The organism is Blautia sp. HA9023 (genome assembly GCF_056504095.1).
The window spans coordinates 937,471-957,999 of record NZ_JBWLUR010000006.1 but is presented as its reverse complement, the minus strand read 5'-3'; the positions used below and the strand labels follow the sequence as shown (position 1 = coordinate 957,999).

The following is a 20,529-nucleotide window of genomic DNA, read 5'->3' as shown; positions in this document are numbered from 1 at the left end:
GACTTATCCTCGACCTTATTCTTCTTCACTGCCTGTGACAGTTTCATCTGCGGATATTTCTTCCTCGTTATCGTTGGTCTCTCCGTCAGCTTTTTCGGAATTTACCTCCACTTCCGGATCTTTATCTCTTACCTTGGCGATGCTTGCAACCGTTACACCATCTGTAAGATTGATCATCTTCACACCGGAAGTGATCCTTCCAAGAACTGAGATATCTGCACACTGCAGACGGATGATGATACCTTCTGTTGTGATCATCATGATCTCGTTCTCTTCGTTCACAGCCTTGGCTCCGACAACGTTTCCGGTCTTCTCGGTGATCTTGTAGCACTTCACACCTTTACCGCCACGGTTCTGGACAACAAACTCACTCATTGCTGTACGTTTGCCCATTCCGTTCTCAGAAACTACCAGCAGATAATCCCCCTGGGTATTCAGCTGCATGGCAACAACTTCATCACCATCTGTAAGATTCATACCTCTTACACCCATAGATGCACGGCCTGTGCTGCGGACATCAGTCTCTTTAAAACGGATGCACTGTCCGTCCTTGGTCACAAGAATGATATCTTTGTTATTATCGGTAGCTTTAACCTCGATAAGCTCATCATCGTCACGGAGAACAATCGCTGTAAGGCCTGTCTTACGTACATTCTCGTAATCTCTGATCGGAGTTTTCTTCACAAGACCTTTCTTGGTTGCCATCATCAGATAATGACCCTCTTCATATTTGCGGAGCGGGATCACAGCTGTGATCTTTTCTCCCGGTGCAAGCTGCAGCAGGTTGATGATCGCAGTTCCTCTGGCTGTACGGCCGGCCTCCGGAATCTCATATGCCTTCAGTCTGTATACACGTCCGGTATTGGTAAAGAACATGAGATAATGATGGGTTGTAGTCATCAACAGCTCTTCAATATAATCGTCCTCAATGGTCTGCATACCCTTGATTCCTCTGCCGCCACGGTTCTGACTGCGGAAGTTATCAACCGTCATACGCTTGATGTAACCAAGCTTGGTCATTGCGATCACGGTATTCTCTCTCGGGATCAGATCCTCTGTGGAAATATCGTATACATCGTATCCGATGGAAGTCTTTCTGTCATCGCCGTATTTTTCTGCAACAGCGAGGATCTCCTCGCGGATCACACGGAGAAGAAGCTTACGGTCAGCGAGGATTGCCTGGAACTTGCGGATCTTCTCCATAAGCTCTGCATACTCGGCTTCCAGCTTCTCTCTTTCCAGACCTGTCAGTGCACGGAGACGCATATCCACGATTGCCTGAGCCTGAACGTCTGTCAGCTCAAAACGCTCAATAAGTTCCTGTTTCGCGATCTGTACATTACGGGAACCACGGATGATACGGATCACTTCATCGATATTATCAAGTGCTTTCAGGAGGCCTTCCAAAATGTGGGCTCTCTCCTGGGCTTTATTCAGATCGTACTGTGTTCTTCTGCGAACAACATTCTCCTGATGTTCCAGATAATACTCCAGCATCTCTTTCAGGTTCAGAACTTTCGGTTCCATGCTTCCATGATTCGGAACAAGGGAAAGCATGATCACGCCAAAAGTATCCTGCAGCTGTGTATGTTTGTAGAGCAGGTTCAGGATCACATTGGCATTGGCATCTTTACGGAGATCGATGCAGATACGCATACCTTCACGGCTGGAATGGTCATTCAGGTCTGTGATTCCATCGATCTTTTTATCACGGACAAGCTCTGCGATCTTCTCGATAAGGCGTGCCTTATTTACAAGGTATGGAAGCTCTGTGACTACGATACGGGATTTACCATTGGGCAAAGTCTCGATATTTGTCACAGCGCGGACACGGATCTTGCCACGACCTGTACGATAAGCTTCCTCGATTCCTCTTGTTCCGAGGATGGTTGCTCCTGTAGGGAAGTCCGGTCCCTTGACGATCTCAAGAAGTTCTTCCATTGCTGTCTCGCGGTCTTCTTCCACAATGTTATCAATGATCTTAACAACGGCATTAACTGTCTCACGAAGATTATGAGGTGGAATATTGGTCGCCATACCTACAGCGATACCTGTTGTACCGTTTACCAGCAGATTCGGAAAACGTGCCGGAAGTACAACCGGCTCACGTTCTGTCTCATCAAAGTTCGGCTGGAAATCAACGGTATCTTTGTTGATGTCTGCAAGCATCTCCATGGAAATCTTGCTGAGACGTGCCTCTGTGTATCGCATGGCAGCCGCACCGTCACCATCCACGGAACCAAAGTTTCCATGTCCGTCAACCAACGGATATCTTGTTGACCATTCCTGAGCCATATTAACCAGCGCACCGTAGATGGAACTGTCACCATGAGGGTGATATTTACCCATGGTATCACCGACAATACGCGCACATTTTCTGTGTGGTTTGTCAGGACCATTGTTCAGCTCGATCATGGAATACAGCACTCGGCGCTGTACCGGTTTCAGGCCGTCTCTTACATCCGGCAGAGCTCGTGAGGCGATAACACTCATGGCATAGTCGATGTAAGATTCTTTCATAGTTTTTTCCAAATCCACTTCGTGGACTTTGTCAAAAATATTATCTTCCATTCTTCTTTATTCTCCTAGATATCAAGATTCTTGACGAATCTTGCATTTTCTTCGATAAATTCACGTCTTGGCTCTACCTTGTCTCCCATAAGAGTGGTAAATGTCAGATCGATCTCAGATGTGGCAGCCTCGTCCATGGTCACACGGAGAAGAATTCTCTTCTCAGGGTCCATAGTAGTCTCCCAGAGCTGTTCCGCATCCATCTCACCCAGACCTTTATAACGCTGGATCTTATTGTTTCCGTCACGTCCGATCTCGGTAAGGATATTGTTCAGTTCATCATCATCGTATGCGTACCATACTTTCTTGTTTTTCTCGACTTTATAAAGAGGCGGCTGTGCCAGGTATACATATCCCTGCTTGATCAGCTCCGGCATAAAACGATACAGGAATGTCAGAAGCAGTGTTGCGATGTGCGCACCGTCAACATCGGCATCGGTCATAATGATGATCTTATGGTAACGAAGTTTGGAGATATCAAAATCCTCATGGATTCCGGTTCCGAAAGCAGTAATCATGGCCTTGATCTCTTTGTTTCCATAGATCTTGTCCAGACGTGCTTTTTCAACGTTCAGGATCTTACCACGAAGTGGAAGGATTGCCTGTGTGGCACGGTTTCTCGCTGTCTTGGCGGAACCGCCCGCGGAATCTCCCTCTACGATATAGATCTCGCAGTTCTCCGGATTCTTGTCCGAACAGTCTGCAAGTTTTCCAGGAAGAGACATGCTGTCCAGTGCGGATTTTCTTCTTGTAAGGTCACGGGCCTTTCTGGCTGCTTCTCTGGCTCTCTGTGCAAGAACAGATTTCTCAACAGTAGCCTTGGCAACTGCCGGATTCTGCTCCAGGAAAATCTCCAGCTGCTTGCTTACAACGCTGTCTACCGCACCTCTTGCCTCGCTGTTTCCAAGTTTCTGCTTGGTCTGTCCCTCAAACTGCGGATTCTCGATCTTAACGCTGACGATCGCGGTCAGACCTTCACGGATATCATCACCGCTTAAGTTCGGCTCGCTGTCCTTAAGAAGCTTATTCTTACGTGCGTAATCATTGAATGTATTGGTGATCGCATTACGGAAACCGGTAATGTGTGTACCGCCCTCCGGTGTATTGATATTATTTACAAAACCATAGGTATTCTCTGTATAGGAATCATTATGCTGCAGAGCAACCTCTACAGATACACCATCCTTCTCACCTTCACAGTAAATGATCTCCGGGTAAAGTGCCTCTTTACTTCTGTTCAGGTAGCTTACAAACTCACGGATACCACCCTCATAGTGGAATACCTTCTCGCGCTCCTGGCCCTCTCTCTTATCTTCCAGCACAATGCGAAGACCCTTGGTCAGGAAAGCCATCTCACGAAGTCTCTGTTTCAAGATATCGTAATCATAAACGGTCTCCTCAAAGATCTCCTTGTCCGGAAGGAAATAAACCTTCGTTCCGGAAAGCTCCGGATCACAGTCGCCTACAACCTTCAGCGGATACATGGTCTTGCCACGCTCATATCTCTGTTTATATTCTTTACCCTCGTGGTAGATAGTAACCTCCAGCCACTCGGAAAGTGCATTTACAACCGATGCACCAACACCGTGAAGACCACCGGAAACCTTATATCCTCCACCGCCGAACTTACCACCTGCGTGAAGAATGGTAAATACAACCTCAACTGCCGGAATACCAGCCTTATGATTGATGCCAACCGGGATACCACGGCCATTATCTGTAACGGTAATGGAATTATCCGGATTGATATCTACATGAATCTCCGTACAAAAACCAGCCAGTGCTTCATCGACTGCATTATCCACGATCTCATATACGAGATGATGAAGTCCACGGCTGGAGGTACTTCCGATATACATTCCAGGCCTCTTACGTACGGCTTCCAGTCCCTCCAGGATCTGGATCTGATCTGCGCCGTATTCTGTATTCTCTGCGCCCATGTCATTCCTCCTGTTCTTGTCTGTCCGGACGTGTTTGAAAATTCATTTCTGCAGAACCACAGCAATTTCAGAAATTACTGCACCATACCCTGATCCATTAATTTCAGTAACTACTGTATTTTCAAATTTTGCAGAAAGCAATTCTCAAACCCGCTCCAGAAGTGTCATTTATACCTGTAAAATAAACGTTTTTTACATACGAATACAGAATTTATTATAGCACAAAAAAGCCTGTATTTCCACGCAAAATCATAGGAAATACAGGCAAAAAAGTATCTTATTAAATGCAATCCAGTAACGCCTTATAAATATCCCTCTTGGAAACACCACGATCCCTAGCGGCAAGCTTCATAGCATCCTTTCTGGAATTCCCCTGCTGCTCATACATCGCCACATGCTCCGCAATGGAAACCTCCTCCCAGGAAGCACGCTTCTCCGCTTCCATTTCACTGCGGCTTCTGCCCTCGATCACAAGGACACACTCACCCAGTGGCTTCTCATCTTTATAAAAATCCATCAGATCATCGATCGTCGTCCGAAACGCCGTCTCATGTTTCTTGGTCAGCTCCCTGCAAAGAGTCATCCTGCGGTTACCAAGTGCCTCTCTGAGCTCGCCAAGGGTCCGTACAAGCCTGTGAGGCGCCTCATACAGGATAATAGTCCTCGTCTCGCTGGAAAGCTCTTCCAGAATCGTTTTTCGCTCTTTCTTATCCGCCGGAAGAAACGCCTCGAAGGCAAAACGCCTGGTATGCAGACCTGACAAAGTCAGAGCAGTAATACAGGCAGCAGGCCCCGGCAATGAAGTCACCTCAATACCAGCTTCGTAACACATAGCTGCAAGTTCTTCTCCAGGATCTGAGATACCTGGAGTTCCTGCATCTGTGATCAACGCAATGTTTGTGCCTGAGAGCATTTTTTCCACAAGAACGTGACCTTTGTCGATCTTGTTGTATTCGTGGTAACTGGTCATGGGGGTTTTTATGTCAAAATGATTTAAAAGTTTTATGCTGTTGCGGGTATCTTCCGCAGCGATTAAGTCCACTTCCCGAAGGGTTCTTAAAACTCGAAGGGTGATGTCTTCGAGGTTTCCTATGGGGGTGGCGCATAAGTATAGTTTTCCGTTTTGTTTCATAATTTGCCTCTTTTCTCGCTTGACCGCGGGGAGTTGTTTTCCACTTGGCCGTGGGGGAGTTGTTTTGCTTGACCGCGGGGGATATTCCGCTTGACCGCGGGGGTTTGTTTAAGTTTGGGAACTTTGAAAACCGCAAAGGGGCCGCAAAGCCGCGCCCCCTCTGCACACCCCTTGGGCTTTTTTTAAGTAGTGCAAGGGATTCGCTGTTCTTATTTGTTGACTTGTGTCTGTATGCTTCGGTATTCAGCGCGCTACTCTGTGCCGATGTTGTTTTATTTCTTCACTTTCTCTGTGGTTCACTTCCGGCAAGGTGTCTGTATTCTTCGATACTCAGCGCGCTACGCTGTGCCGATGTTGTTTTATTTCTTCACTTTCTCAGTGATTCACTTCTGGCAAGGTGTCTGTATTCTTCGATACTCAATGCGCTACGCGTTGCGATCTCTCGCTTTGAATCTCAGGCGAGGGGAGGCCGGCTGCTGGTGGTGACGTTAGCGGAGCCCCCGTCAGCGAGGTGAGGATAGCTGCTGCCACCGAGCGCACTGTTTGAGCGAAGCGAGTTTGCGCGAATGGCAGCAAACCGGCGCCGCAGCCGAGCAGGGGGCGCAGCGTGTCACCACCAGCAGCCTGCCTCCCCTCGCCGTCCCTTCACCAACCGAAGTTCCACAGCCACCATCACCTCCCAGCCATCCAGCGCAGCGCCGATGGCCCAAAACCTCCCGAGCAGCCACCCCAATCTCTCACAACCAAACAACCAACCAGGCAGCCACCCTAAGCCACAACATCACAACATTCACACCATCCGATACAACTCCAAAATATCCTCAGTATAAACCCCAGGCCTCTCATAAACCACCAGCGGCCGTTCAACCTGGATCCTGGAATTCCCGCCCTTACAGGCCTCGATCAACACCATATTCGGCTCCTTATCAATAAAAGGATACACCAGCTGCATCCTCTTAGGCTCTAGCTTATACTTCGTCAAAGTCGCCATCAGCTCCACCAGTCTGAAAGGCCTGTGCACCAGAAAAAACCTCCCCCGGTCCTTCAGAACCCGGGCAGCCTGACAGGCCACATCATCAAAAGTACAAAGAATCTCATGCCTTGCAATCGCCTTGGGAACATGCGGATTCGTTAACCCATGCTGTCCGATCATATACGGCGGATTACACGTCACCACATCAAAAGAAGCCGCCCCAAAAATCCCGGCAGCCTCCTTGATATCACCCTCAACGATCCGAACCCTGTCCTCAAGGCCATTAAACCTCACACTACGGTCAGCCATCTCCGCACACTCATGCTGAATCTCCAGACCCGTAAAATGCTCCCCATCCGTACGGTCAGAAAGCAAAATCGGAATAATTCCCGTGCCAGTCCCCATATCCAGTGCAACCTCACCCTTCTTCACCCGGGCAAAACCAGACAACAGAACCGCATCCATCCCGAAACAGAACTTCTTCGGATCCTGGATCACAAACAACCCATTCTGAAGATCATCCACACGCTCACCACATTTAACAAGATCACTTCTCATTCGGTTTTGAATCTCCCTTTTTAGCCTCTTTCTCATCGTGGTCAGCAGAACCTGCACCACCCTTACCTTTTTTCTTCTTGGGGCGGAACTTCAGATCACGAACCGGAAACTCCTGGATCTCCTTCTCATCGTTAACATCCACAACAATCTTAACCATCTGACGGAGAACATTCACACTCTGAACTGTACCGGTAATACCCTGCGGTGTAGTCACTATATCACCAATTCCCGGAAGATTCCGGTTCAGCTCCTCATAAGTTTCCTGCTCATTCTTAAGACAGCACATCAGACGTCCACAAACACCTGAAATCTTCGTCTGGTTCAGAGAAAGATTCTGCTCTTTCGCCATCTTAATGGAAACCGGTGCAAATTCGGAAAGATACGTATGGCAGCAAAGCGTCCTTCCACAGATACCAATACCACCAAGGATCTTCGTCTCATCACGGACACCGATCTGACGAAGCTCAATCCTTGTCTTAAACACAGACGCCAGATCCTTAACAAGCTGACGGAAATCAATCCGCCCGTCCGCTGTAAAATAAAACAGCACCTTGTTATTATCAAACGTATACTCCGCATCGATCAGCTTCATCTCAAGCCCATGTTCACGGATCTTCTTCTTGCAGATCTTAAAAGCCTCTTTCTCCTTCAGACGGTTCTCAGCCTCATGCTCCTCGTCCTCTTTTGTCGCAACACGGAGAACTTCCTTCAGCGGATGCACCACCTCGTCCTCCTTCACACTGCGCGGCTCCAGAACAACACGGCCATACTCCACACCACGGGCAGTCTCCACGATCACATGATCGCCGACCTTCACCTTATAGTTCTTCGGATTAAAATAATAAATCTTACCAACGTTACGAAATCTAACTCCAACTACCATTTCCATTCTATTTCTCCCTAATTGTCAGGAACAGGAGCTCCAGGGCAAGTTCGAGATTAACATTGGCACGGAGACGCACCTTGGTCTTCTCCAGTGCTTCAAGGATCTTTTCGATATTCTCATAAGAACGCTCGCTGGCCTGCTCTCTGATAAAATTAATCTCCTGTTTAAAAACCAGGTTGTCAATTTCCCTTGTTGCCTTAAACATCAGAACATCGCGGAACCAGAACTGAAAAATATCCAGGTAATCATTGATATTATTCTTATCAGCAGTCAGAGTCTTAATTGCCTCTGTCAGCTCATAAACTTCCATGGAATTGGCATATTTCAAAATCTTCAGTGCATTGGCCGTCATATCCGCAAACTCCTGGGAAGTAGCGGCCTCCTTCGCCTTGCCAATGCTGCCCTGTGCATAGGACGCATCGATCTCAGCCTGATAATCCGGCACCTGAAGATGCTCCATCAGATATTTTTTCACAAGACCATCATCCACTACTTTCAGATCCAGACGCACGCACCTGGAACGGATGGTAGGAAGAAGGCTGTCGATATTGCTGGTCAGCAACAAGATTACCGCATATTCCGGCGGCTCCTCGATTGTTTTCAAAAGGGCATTCTGCGCCTGTACTGTCATCATCTCCGCATCCGGAATGATATAGATCTTATACGGACTGCAGTACGGCTTGATATCCACATCATGGACAACCTGCTCACGCACCTCATCAATACTGATACTGCCAGGTTTCTCATGTGTCACTGTGATAATATCCGGATGATTCTTGCCGATCACCTTCTTACAGGAATCACAGGTCATACACGGTTCAGATTCTCCTGATTCACACTGCAGTGCTGCCGCAAAAGTCCCCGCAAGAAGTTTCTTGCCGGAGCCCGGTTCTCCCGTAAAAATATAAGAGTGGGACACCTTCCCTGTCTCTATCGCATTCTTCAAATGCCTGATTATATCGTCATGACCGATGATGTCATGAAATCCTGCCATAAGAATCACCTCTTTCTGCCTTTTGTGTCCTCCGTCATACCCGGCGGACATCTTTCATCTAATTATAACATAATCTTCTGTATAAAAAAAACTATTTTTCCCTATTGTACAGATTTTATATAATTTCCAATTTCCTTCACACATTCATCCAGATTATGATTCTGAAAGCGCTTCCATATACCAGCTTTCAGAATATTTTCTTCTGAAAAATCATTCTGGTCCGCCAGAAAACGCCTGCACATCTCCTCATACTTCGGCACTTCCTGAGTTCTCTCACGGGCAAGGGCACGCTCCAGACGCTCCCCGTCCTCCACTTCTATATAAACAGGACGCATCACATCATCCCCATAATACTCCCGAAGTTTCACAAAAGACTCCAGCGTACCGATTCCCAGATAGCTGTCATTTCCCACGGAAACCTGCCCGTCATCCGCTGTAAAATATGTCCACGGACCATAAACCGTCTGATAAGTCCTGGCCTCGATCAGCTTCCCGTTTCTCCGGAACTCCTTCAGTTTATTTTCATCCACAAAAAAATATTCTCTTCCGTTCTCTTCTCCATCACGGATCGGCCGGGTGGTATAGATCACAAGCCGCCTCAGTCCCAGCTCCTGGTCCGCCTCCAGCTGCCTGTAAATACTATCCTTACCGGAAGAACTTTTTCCCATAATGTAAAAAATCTTTCCCACTCTGTCTCCTCTGCTTTCCGCGCATTACTGCTCACACTTCAGCCCAATCCAATATATCCCATAGCCAAAGCGGACAATCCGTTTGCTGCCTTCCCACAGATCAGCAATACACAGAATTTTCACTGTCAGTTATCACTGTCATACATCTCATGTTTCATTCTTCACAACGCACACAGTCTCACTTGTCTGGTCACTCAGGCCCTGTACCTCAAAGCCCTGTTCCAGGTATCTTCTCACATTTTTTACGAAATGTCCAGAAATCTGTTCCCCCGGAACGATCAGCGGGATCCCCGGCGGATAAAGATACGCAAACTCCACAGATGTCCGTCCGATACACTCATCCAGCGGACACCGCTCACTCTCCGCATCCATAGCCTGGGAGATCCGCATGACCTGCTTCATTTTTCCGTTTTTCAAAGGCTCCTTCGCCACAGCCTCTTCTCTGTATTTTAACGATTCACGGCGGTCGATCTCTTCAATAGCATCACAAAGCCGCTCAAAGCCCTCCGCCGTATCACCCACAGCCGCCAGCGCCAGCACATAATTCTCCGCCTCCATCTCCATTTCCAGATGAAACTCCCTCCGGAGGATCTGATGCAGCTCCCGGCCGTTCAGCGAACTGTTCACAGTAGAAAGCAATATCTTAGATCTGTCAAAATCAAAAACTCTCTGGCACTCACAGGCCTGCGGCGTTACCAGCCGGATATACTTACACCCGGAAAGACGCCTGCGTGCTTTTTCCAGATTCTCCGTAAACACACGGAACATCTCATCCCCCTCACGCTCCAGCTTATCCATGCACGCATCAATGCTGCTCATAAGAATATAAGAAGGACTGCTGCTCTGATAGATTCCCAGAAAACGCTTCAGTTTTTCCCGGCTCACACGATCACTGCACAGGTGGATCACCCCCGTCTGGGTCAGACAGGGCAGCGTCTTATGCACACTGTTGATCACCACATCCGCACCAAGCTGCGCCGCAGACACCGGAAAATACTCCGAAAACCGAAAATGCGCCCCGTGAGCCTCATCCACGATCAGCGGCACACCATAGTGATGCGCGATCTCCGCGATCCTAGCCACATCCGACACGATCCCGTCATAAGTCGGCGAAGTGATCAGCACCGCCTGGATCTCCGGATTTTCCGCCAGATACATTTCCACGCGGCCGGGTGAAATCCCTCCGTTTATCCCCAATTTCGGATCCTCATGTGGATAAATATACGTGGCACTCAGCTCCCGCAGATAAATTGCATGGTAAACCGCCTTATGGCAATTCCTTGCCACCAGGATCTGACCACCCTTATCTACAGCCGCAGACACCGCCGCCAGAATCGCCCCGGAACTTCCGTTAATACTGTAAAAACTCTCCGGCACACCATAAAGCCGTGCAACATCCTCCTGGGCCCTTTTCAGAATATCCTCTGCATGATGCAGGTTATCGAACCCGTTGATTTCCGTAATATCCCTCTCTACCGGAAAATCTCCATCCACAGCCAGTGGATTTCTCTTATGCCCGGGCATATGAAATGGGTAAAAATCACTTCTGCCGTATGCCTCCAGTTTTTTATATAATCTGTCTTCCATAATTCTCCCTTTCGTCCAGATAATAATAAAGAGGGGCTATCATCAAAACGATATTCCCCTCTGTTTTATCACATCTCAGTAAAGTCAATCCTCAGATCCTCATAAATTCCAACCTTAACCGAATCCTGAAATGTATACTGTTCCGTATCTTCATTCTCAAAATCATATACCATTATCTGATTCTTCGTCGGATCCACGATCCAGTATTCTCTCACACCGGCAGTCCTGTATTTAAACAGCTTCGTGTAGTAGTCCATACGCCTGCTTGAAGGAGAAACGATCTCAATGATCCAGTCCGGAGCTCCTTTACAACCTCTGTCATCCAGTTTATCAGAATCACAGATAACGGAAACATCCGGTTCCACGTAAGTATTTGTTTTCTCATCCAGATACACTGCAAACGGTGCAGCAAATACTTCACATTTCCCTTTATTGTCATCTATATAGTTGCCTATTTTTCTGGACAAAATGCTCGAGATCCTCTGATGTCTCGTATTCGGTGGCGACATATAATAAATTTGTCCATCGATCAGTTCCGCTCTTTCGCCCTCCGGCAGAGCATAAATATCCTCTATCGTATAAACTTTTTCTTTCAACAGCGGCATATTTCCACTCCTCTCAAAAACACCTGGTAAAATGTACACCTTTATTTCGCTCTGCATTCATACGCGCATACAGCAGCTCCATCTGAAGATTTCCCGATACACTCACACCTTAAACCGGTATCCCACACCCCAGATTGTCTCAATATACTGAGGCTTGGCCGTATTAAACTCGATCTTCTCACGGATCTTCTTGATATGAACCGTAACCGTGGCGATATCACCCACAGACTCCATATCCCAGATTTCCCGGAAAAGCTCTTCCTTCGTAAATACCCTGTTTGGATTCTCCGCCAGGAAAGTCAGAAGATCAAACTCCTTGGTAGTAAATGTCGTCTCCTCGCCATTGACCCATACACGTCTGGCTGTCTTATCAATCTTAATGCCACGGATCTCGATCACATCATTCTTATGCACATTGGAACCAACCAGACGGTTATAACGCTCCATATGAGCCTTCACACGGGCAACCAGCTCACTTGGGCTGAACGGCTTGGTCATATAATCGTCTGCACCAAGTCCAAGTCCACGGATCTTATCGATGTCATCCTTCTTCGCGGAAACCATGATGATCGGCGTATTTTTCTCCTCACGGACCTGTCGGCAAATATCGAAACCGTCCACCTCCGGAAGCATCAGATCCAGAATGATCAGATCAAAATCCTCCTTCATGGCACGTACAAGACCTGTATCACCACGGTTCTCGATCTCCACTTCAAACCCCGAAAGCTCCAGATAATCCTTCTCAAGATCCGCAATCGCTTCCTCATCCTCTATGATCAAAATTCTACTCATTAATCGGTACCTCCTGATATTTTCTGAGAACAAAATACATGATCGTTCCAATTCCCAGCCTGCTTGTAGCCCAGACCTTTCCTCCATGATCCTCCATGATCTTCTTTACGATGGAAAGTCCGATACCGCTTCCTCCTTTGGAAGAATTTCTGGAAACATCGGTACGGTAAAAACGGTCAAAAATATACGGCAGATCCTTGGCGGCAATTCCTTTACCATTATCCTCGATCTCCACCTGGATAAAATCACCCACATCCTTCACACGAAGCTGGATGATCCCCTTGGGCTTCTCCATATATTTAATGGCATTGCTCACAATATTATGGATCACACGGCGGATCTGCTCTCCATCTGCGATCACCTGGACATCTTTCTCCACATAATTGGCATACACAAGCTCAATTCCCTTGGTTTCCATCTCAAGTCCAAGTTCCTCCGCACAGTCCGAAAAATAATCCTCCACATTCAGCTTGCTGAACGTATACGGAATACGGTTGGTATCGATCTTGGAATAAAACGTCAGCTCATTGATCAGGTGATCCATCTCATTGGTCTTATTATAAATAGTACGCACATACCGGTTCATCTTCTCCGGTGTATCTGCCACACCATCCATAATCCCCTCCACATAACCCTTCACCGCAGTGATCGGTGTCTTCAGGTCATGGGAAATATTACTGATCAGTTCCTTGTTCTCCTTATCCATCAGGATCTTCTCTTCCGTGGACTCCTTCAGCCGTTTACGCATCTCCTCAAAATCCTGGCAAAGCTGGGAAAATTCATCCTTCCCCTCAACCTCCAGCACAAAATCCAGATTACCCTCTTTGATGTTCTGGGTTGCCTTACGAAGCTTCACCAGCGGAACCGCAATACTCCTGTAGATCCAGAGACCCACAGACAGCGCTGTAAAAACAAGAATGATCGTTGCCGTCAGAATCATATCCTTGGCCATCAGCTTCACCTGACTGCTGGAAGACTGCGCCAGAGAAATATCATAGACCATCTCATTGGAATCAGCAGCCTGACTGCTGCTCTCCTGTACATGTTTCACCTGAGTCCGGCTGAAACCGTAAAGACTTGCTGAAAAAAGAAGCAGCGGCAGCAGGATCACTGCGATAAAGCCCACAATAATACGTGTTTTTAACTTCATCTATATCTCCGTCCTTTATTAATCAAGCGGATATTTGCAATCCACATTTACACACGTATTATAACATAAACTATATTACCCATCTCTAAATTTTCTATAAAAAAGCCCCCGGTAGTGCGAATACCGGGGGCTTCAATCTTTGTTCTTTTGGAACTATTATTATCTCTTACAGATATTTCTTCAGAGTCTCAACCTTGTCCAGATGCTCCCATGGAAGGTCAACATCTGTACGGCCAAAGTGACCATAAGCAGCAGTCTGTTTGTAGATCGGACGGCGAAGATCAAGCATCTTGATGATACCAGCCGGACGAAGGTCAAAATTCTCACGAACGATCTCAACAAGCTTGGTCTCAGAAAGCTTACCAGTTCCGAAAGTATTCACACTGACAGATGTCGGATGTGCAACACCGATTGCGTAAGAAAGCTGAATCTCACACTTGTCAGCCAGACCTGCTGCAACGATGTTCTTAGCAACATAACGAGCTGCATAAGCTGCGGAACGGTCAACCTTTGTGCAGTCCTTACCGGAGAAAGCACCGCCGCCGTGACGGCCTGTTCCACCGTAAGTATCAACGATGATCTTACGTCCTGTCAGACCACTGTCACCGTGAGGTCCGCCGATAACAAAACGGCCTGTCGGGTTGATGAAATATTTGGTATCCGCGTCAACCATATCAGCCGGGATGATCGCATCAAAAACATATTTCTTAATGTCCTCATGGATCTGCTCCTGAGTCACATCCGGATCATGCTGTGTAGAGCATACAACCGCATCGATTCTCTTCGGCTTTCCAGCCTCATCATACTCAACAGTAACCTGTGTCTTACCATCCGGTCTTAAGTATTTCAGAGTACCGTCTTTACGAACTTTTGTCAGCTGCTGTGCAAGCTTATGTGCCATGTTGATCGCATATGGCATATACTCCTCAGTCTCGTTGGAAGCATAACCAAACTGAAGGCCCTGGTCACCGGCACCGATGGAATCCAACTCATCCTCGTTCATGTTATCCTCTTTCTGCTCAAGCGCCTTGTCAACACCCATAGCGATATCTGTGGACTGTTTGTCAAGAGCTGTGATAACTGCGCAGGTATCTGCGTCAAAACCATAATCAGCATTGTCATATCCAATCTCACGGATCGTATCACGAACGATCTTCTGGATATCAACGTTAGCCTTGGTTGTGATCTCACCCATAACAAGTACAAGACCTGTAGTAGTAGCAGTCTCGCATGCAACACGGCTCATTGGGTCCTGCTCCATCATAGCGTCAAGGATGGCATCGGAAATAGAGTCGCAAACCTTGTCAGGATGTCCTTCAGTTACAGATTCAGATGTAAATAAAATTTTCTCCATGTTCTTCTCCTTTTGTAATAAAACAACGGTCATAGACATAAAAAACAGCCCGTACAATCCGGACTGTTTAAGTTCTGTAAACAATCCTCTTATTGTTCGATTGCTCGCTCAGGTTGGCACCTTCCAGAATATTCCGGGGTTGCCGTGGCTTCTCAGATCCTTTGTATCTCCACCACTCTGAATAAAAGGCTATCTTTTATGAAATTACTGCAACACATACAATATACTTCTCCTTACCAAATGTCAAGAAATTTTTTATGTAAAACTCTCTTTTGATAAAAAAAAGACAATATTCCCATTCCCTGTTGTTTATCTCTCATCCGCCGTTACAGTAAAAATATTCGTAAAACGGTTCTCCATATCCAGCGAAAGACCAGACATCTCTGTCTGGCCTTTCTGATGATCATTCTTTACAATGATTCATTTTATTATTTTTTCTTTTTTCTTTTTACTGCAAAACCTGCTGCACCGCCAACTACGATCGCTGCTGCAAGGATGCCAACCCATACACCGATCGGTGTATTATCGCCGGTCTTTACAGAAGTACGTCCTGTTGTTCCGCCTCCATCATTATTGGTTGATGTAGAACCTCCAGGTACTGGTGTACTTGTTCTCTCAGAAGGTGTTACTGTTGGCTGTCCGCTCGGTACCGGTGTATTCGTTACCGTCGGCTCCGGTGTTGTATTCTTACTGTTAGTGATATCCATGGAGTTTTCATAACTCTCACTTTCGTTCAGAATGATATCACCTTCACCGTCGATCTCATATGCGAAAGAATCATGATCAACCGGATTTCCATCCTTATCAGTCTCCATAACTGTATAGGTAACTGACTCAGGTTCTGTATTCTCCGGGAAAGAAACCTCTATATCGACAGAACCGTTCTGATTCAGTTCTCTGATCGTACCCTCAACAAGATTCAGAGAGTCATCTGCTCCTGTCTCAAATACAGCTGCATAGAAAGTATCCGGTACCGTTGTCTCCTGTCCGTCAACAAGAACCTTCTTATTGATCGTAATATGTCCTTTCAACGCAAATCCAGTCGGAATGAAAGAATAATAGTTATTTACATATGATACCGATTCTGTAGAACCATTCTGGCTGATCTCTGCCTCATTGGTCGCATTTTCATTGGAATCAGTTACATCATAGTAATAGGACTTTCCTTCATCTATAATGATCGAATCATTAATAGTCATCGGATCGCCATTCTCGTCCAGCTCAAATACATAATATTTTCCATCTGGTACATTTGCCCAGGTAGCCGTTCCGCTGCTTGCTTTTACAAGGCGGATATCTTTCATGTAGTCACTTCTGAACGGGATTGTTCCCTTATCATCCAGGAAAAGACCAACTTTATAGGTTGCATCATCTGCTTCCATTTCGATAACATCGAAAGTATCCTGATTAATATAGTACAGTCGTTTTGTAACCTGGATCTTTGTTTCCTTATCACCGTCACGGGTTACAGCCTTGGGATAAGCCTGCACATCATAAGTCCAGCCCGTACCCTCTTCCACAAAAGGAACGGTCAGGACCATCGGAGAAACCGATACATTCGGGTCATCCGGGTTGCTCTGTACGATCAGATATACGCCCTCAGCCATATTGCTGTAGACGATCTTTCCGTTTGCGTCTGACTGCATCTCGCTTCCGCTAAGTCCGGCCTTCTTCACTGCCGCGGAAAGCGTATCTGCTGTTTTATACCACTCATCTGCTGTTTTCAGATTTTCAAAATCAATTCCCGTAAACTGCAGTGCGCTGTCAACCACAAAATGCACATTCCTGTCAAACGTCACACTTCCCACTTTATAAAGGGTCAGATTCACGTTAGGAATCGGTTTCACGGTTCCGTCCTCTCCGGTCTCCTGGATCGTCAGATTGATATTTCCGGTTTTCCCGGCTACATAATCATCTGCAAAAACTGCCTGCGCCATACTGCCGATCAGCATCACAGCCATTACCAGAATTGCCAGAAAGCTGCTTAAAAAATTTTTCCGCTTAGTTCTCTTTTCCACTTTTTTCCGCCTCCTCTTTTTCTCCTGATACCCGCTTCTTTCCACTGCGGCGGACGATCAAATAAACCAGCAGTATCAAGATAACAAGCACGATGCCTCCCGCAGCCAGAACCTTCTTCGGATCTGTTTTTGCAAGCTTCTGCGGAATTGTCTCATTACTTTCTTCTTCCTCCACATACTCTGTACGGCTTCCCCGCACAAGAAGTCTGTGTGTATTTACTCCGTAAGGAGTACAGGTTACAAGAGTCACCAGATCCTCGCCCTCCACGATATCCAGCTCGCTGGTCTCTTCCGGAAGAACCGTTTTGATCTGATCTACTTTATATGCCAGATTCTTTCCCAGAATGTGCAGGATAAAAATATCTCCGATCTCCATCTGGTCAAGATCTGTAAAAAGCTTTGCATTAGGAAGTCCACGGTGTGCCGCCAGCACGGCATGTGTGCTCTCGCCTCCAATCGGAAGACTGGTGCCCTCCACATGGCCCACACCTTTTTCCAGAACGTTTTTACTCAGTCCGTGATAGATTGCCAGCTTCGCCTGGATCTTCGGAATCTCAATACTTCCCATCAATCCATCGCCATTTGGATCCAGAACCTCATCATAAGGATGGGTCGGTTCATAATCCTCCTCATCGTCAAAAGCATCTACAATCGCATTTACCGTATGCTCCGCATTGTACTCTTCTGCTTCTTTCCAAAGCTTCTCATAATTATCATCAGAAAGTCCTGTGACTGCCTGATCATAATCACTGATCAGCTGCGCGTTTCTGTACTGGTTCCACATATCACTGATCGTAGGATAAAGAAAAATTCCTGCCCCTGCCAAAAAAGCTACTGCAATAAAAGCATTCAGGACGACATTGCTCTTTTTCTTTTTTTTCTTTTTAGCCATAAATTATTTCCTGCGTCGTTTTTTGTTCTGAACAAAATTGACAACTGCTACCAGCACACCTGCGATCGCAAAACCGATCACAACACAAAGGATCAGCATCGGAAGTGTCGGATTGGAAACTCCGGTAGCTTTCTTCTCTGTCTTCTGCGCTTCTTTCGCAGCTTTTACAGTTGTTCTGTGTCCTCTTACAAGGATTCTGTGCGTGTTTACCGCATATGGTGTACACGTAACAAGTGTCACATAATCCTTACCTTCTGTGATTGCCAGCGAATCGGTCTCCTCCGGAAGAACCGTCTGGATCTGATCCACCTCATAAGCAAGCGTCTTATCCAGAATATGCAGGTAAAAAACATCTCCCTTTTCAACAAGATTCAGATCTGTAAACAGCTTTGCACTGGGAAGTCCCCTGTGTGCGGAAAGAATCGCATGTGTACTTTCACCGCCAACTGGAAGACTGCTGCCAAACAAATGTCCCGCGCCCTTCTCCAGTGTTTCATCTGTTGTGTAATGATAGATCGGGATCTTTACATCGATCACAGGGATCTCTATATATCCCATCATTCCATCACCATTCAGATTCAGAAGTGACTCATATGTACTGTCTGTCTCTCCATCCCTCACAGAAAAAGCATCCGGCACGCTTTCCTGTTTGATCTGCTCGTTATATTCCTCTGCTGCCTTCCACATGCTGTCAAGTTCCTCCGAATTATTATTCGAAGAAACACTGCTGCTATATTTACTGATCAGAAGATTATCCCTGTGCTTATTCCAGACATCGCTGACCATCGGATACAGCAGTATGGACAATCCTATCAGAAACAGCAACCCAAGTCCAATATAATTTTTCTTTTTATTCTTTCTCATAGGTTTCTCCATACTGTTGTATTACCAGTCCCGGCCTCCGAAGAGGCCGGGCGGTAACTGATTTACTTAATGATTACTTTGGTTCTGTTGTTTATAAATATTTTGAAAAAACTCGACCAATCGATCTGTGAAGGATTACTCCTCAGATCCTCTTCTGCGGCTCATGAAGAATGCGCCAGCAGCACCAGCCATAACTACAACACCGATGATAGTGAAGAGGTATGTTCCCATTCCACCTGTGGATGGAAGAGATCCAAGCTTGGTATCATTCATACTAGTTGTCTGTGTAAGAACGTCACTTGCAATTCCATTATCATCCTCAGCAACTTCCAGTGTTGCACTAACGTCAGTTGTATTTACAGAATATCCCTGTGGTGCTGTAACCTCTTTAAATTTATATGTTCCAACATCAAGTCCCTGTACTTTAACCTTACCATTTGCATCTGTTACAACTTCTGTCACAGCACCTTCAGTATCAGCTGGAACATATTTATATGCGCCATTAGAAAGTTTTACAAATGTTAATGCATCTGCTGCACCATCTTTTCTTACTTCAAATCCTGCGTTTGCAAGTGTAACATTGTTCTCACCATATTTTGTTAATGTGATGTTACCTTCATAAGTTTTACTTTCTTTGCTTCCATACTCATTACCATTTTCATGTCCGGCTGTTGCTGTATTGGTGATGGTGTCATTTTCTGATGTAACTTTTACCTGATAAGTAATTACTACCTGTTCTCCAGCATGGCTGTTTGCATCATTAATCATGGCACTTAAATCAACGCTGAATTTATTATTTACGCTATCAAAGCTAATTGGATAAGACTCTGTTACATCCTCTCCATTTAATGTGATTGTTGCCTGGTCTGTATTTACATATTCAGCACCTGTCAGTTTATCATATGCCCAGAAAGATTTATCTTTATCTGTAGGATTGATGTATGGTACATTTGTGCTTACTGTGTAAGTAAGGACATCTCCTGTTTTTGTTACATTGTCAGTATCAAGAACTTTCTTGTTTACCTGAATAGGTGTTTTCTTTGCGTTTACAATTGCATTTGTTAAATTCGGAACTTCACCAAATCCAACATATGCTGACATAATATTATAGGTATATCCTACTTCTGTTGCCTTTACTAAGTACACACCTGCTTCACTGACTGTCTGTGGATTACTCATCTCTACAAAAGTAACTTTTCCTGCTGCTAATGCCTGAGCTTTTCCTAATTTCTCAGCATCCGTATTTGCAATTAATGCCTCAATTGCTGCCTGTGCATCATCAGCAGCCACTCCATATGCCTCAATATATGCATTTTTCACATCATCATTTACAAAAGCCCAACCTGTTCTCGTTGTCTGATCTGCTTTAATAACCTGTGCATAAGTTAAAGTTGCATTGTCGGCATTATTCACTGTAATTGTTGCAGTAGGTCCATCCGCGAACGCGGTAGATGCCATTGCCAGCACCATAATCGCTGCCACTAATAATGCACCAATCTTTTTAAATAAATTTTTCATAAGGTT

General features: G+C 46.0%; 16 protein-coding genes and 1 riboswitch. All 16 genes read right to left on the bottom strand.

Annotated features, from left to right (window positions below):
- Positions 1 to 15 precede the first annotated feature (15 nt).
- The gene (gyrA, locus tag AC04Q6_RS08425; RefSeq protein ID WP_021976144.1) at positions 16 to 2,571 is read right to left on the bottom strand and encodes a DNA gyrase subunit A; all 2,556 of its coding nucleotides are present in this window, start codon (positions 2,569 to 2,571) and stop codon (positions 16 to 18) included.
- A gap of 14 nt (positions 2,572 to 2,585) precedes the next feature.
- Positions 2,586 to 4,511 carry a DNA topoisomerase (ATP-hydrolyzing) subunit B gene (gene gyrB / locus AC04Q6_RS08420; RefSeq protein ID WP_021976143.1) on the bottom strand — a complete coding sequence of 642 codons (1,926 nt, stop codon included), beginning with the start codon at positions 4,509 to 4,511 and terminating at the stop codon, positions 2,586 to 2,588.
- A gap of 280 nt (positions 4,512 to 4,791) precedes the next feature.
- Complete coding sequence (gene rsmI / locus AC04Q6_RS08415) at positions 4,792 to 5,643, bottom strand: 16S rRNA (cytidine(1402)-2'-O)-methyltransferase (RefSeq protein ID WP_119248048.1); 852 nt, start codon at positions 5,641 to 5,643, stop codon at positions 4,792 to 4,794.
- A gap of 790 nt (positions 5,644 to 6,433) precedes the next feature.
- Positions 6,434 to 7,174 carry a tRNA1(Val) (adenine(37)-N6)-methyltransferase gene (locus AC04Q6_RS08410; protein ID WP_118063643.1) on the bottom strand — a complete coding sequence of 247 codons (741 nt, stop codon included), beginning with the start codon at positions 7,172 to 7,174 and terminating at the stop codon, positions 6,434 to 6,436.
- Complete coding sequence (locus AC04Q6_RS08405; RefSeq protein ID WP_021975780.1) at positions 7,164 to 8,063, bottom strand: PSP1 domain-containing protein; 900 nt, start codon at positions 8,061 to 8,063, stop codon at positions 7,164 to 7,166. The genes AC04Q6_RS08410 and AC04Q6_RS08405 overlap by 11 nt, the downstream gene beginning before the upstream one ends.
- Position 8,064: 1 nt before the next feature.
- Positions 8,065 to 9,054, bottom strand: a complete 990-nt coding sequence (holB, locus tag AC04Q6_RS08400; protein ID WP_021975781.1) for a DNA polymerase III subunit delta' — start codon at positions 9,052 to 9,054, stop codon at positions 8,065 to 8,067.
- 101 nt (positions 9,055 to 9,155) lie between these two features.
- Positions 9,156 to 9,743 (bottom strand): guanylate kinase, encoded by a 588-nt coding sequence (locus AC04Q6_RS08395; protein WP_021975782.1) that lies wholly within the window; start codon positions 9,741 to 9,743, stop codon positions 9,156 to 9,158.
- Between the two features lie 147 nt (positions 9,744 to 9,890).
- On the bottom strand, positions 9,891 to 11,330 hold the full coding sequence (locus tag AC04Q6_RS08390) for an aminotransferase class I/II-fold pyridoxal phosphate-dependent enzyme (RefSeq protein WP_118170176.1): 1,440 nt from the start codon (positions 11,328 to 11,330) through the stop codon (positions 9,891 to 9,893).
- A 68-nt stretch (positions 11,331 to 11,398) separates the two neighbouring features.
- Positions 11,399 to 11,935 carry a Uma2 family endonuclease gene (locus AC04Q6_RS08385; protein ID WP_118063649.1) on the bottom strand — a complete coding sequence of 179 codons (537 nt, stop codon included), beginning with the start codon at positions 11,933 to 11,935 and terminating at the stop codon, positions 11,399 to 11,401.
- A 102-nt stretch (positions 11,936 to 12,037) separates the two neighbouring features.
- The gene (locus AC04Q6_RS08380) at positions 12,038 to 12,727 is read right to left on the bottom strand and encodes a response regulator transcription factor (protein ID WP_021975785.1); all 690 of its coding nucleotides are present in this window, start codon (positions 12,725 to 12,727) and stop codon (positions 12,038 to 12,040) included.
- Entirely contained in the window at positions 12,720 to 13,877 is a 1,158-nt protein-coding gene (locus AC04Q6_RS08375) for a sensor histidine kinase (protein ID WP_021975786.1), read from the bottom strand. Before AC04Q6_RS08375 ends, AC04Q6_RS08380 begins: the two co-directional genes overlap by 8 nt.
- A gap of 166 nt (positions 13,878 to 14,043) precedes the next feature.
- Positions 14,044 to 15,231 (bottom strand): methionine adenosyltransferase, encoded by a 1,188-nt coding sequence (gene metK, locus AC04Q6_RS08370; protein ID WP_119248047.1) that lies wholly within the window; start codon positions 15,229 to 15,231, stop codon positions 14,044 to 14,046.
- 86 nt (positions 15,232 to 15,317) lie between these two features.
- A riboswitch (SAM riboswitch) is annotated at positions 15,318 to 15,419 on the bottom strand.
- Between the two features lie 240 nt (positions 15,420 to 15,659).
- Positions 15,660 to 17,249: a pilin N-terminal domain-containing protein gene (locus tag AC04Q6_RS08365; RefSeq protein WP_476389637.1), complete on the bottom strand. Its 1,590-nt coding sequence runs from the start codon at positions 17,247 to 17,249 to the stop codon at positions 15,660 to 15,662.
- The gene (locus tag AC04Q6_RS08360; RefSeq protein WP_118063657.1) at positions 17,233 to 18,141 is read right to left on the bottom strand and encodes a class C sortase; all 909 of its coding nucleotides are present in this window, start codon (positions 18,139 to 18,141) and stop codon (positions 17,233 to 17,235) included. The genes AC04Q6_RS08365 and AC04Q6_RS08360 overlap by 17 nt, the downstream gene beginning before the upstream one ends.
- A 3-nt stretch (positions 18,142 to 18,144) precedes the next feature.
- Positions 18,145 to 19,005 (bottom strand): class C sortase, encoded by an 861-nt coding sequence (locus AC04Q6_RS08355; protein WP_242997018.1) that lies wholly within the window; start codon positions 19,003 to 19,005, stop codon positions 18,145 to 18,147.
- Positions 19,006 to 19,140: 135 nt separating this feature from the next.
- A complete protein-coding gene (locus AC04Q6_RS08350; protein WP_178745668.1) occupies positions 19,141 to 20,523 on the bottom strand; it encodes a SpaA isopeptide-forming pilin-related protein in 1,383 nt (460 codons plus the stop codon).
- Between the last annotated feature and the right edge of the window lie 6 nt (positions 20,524 to 20,529).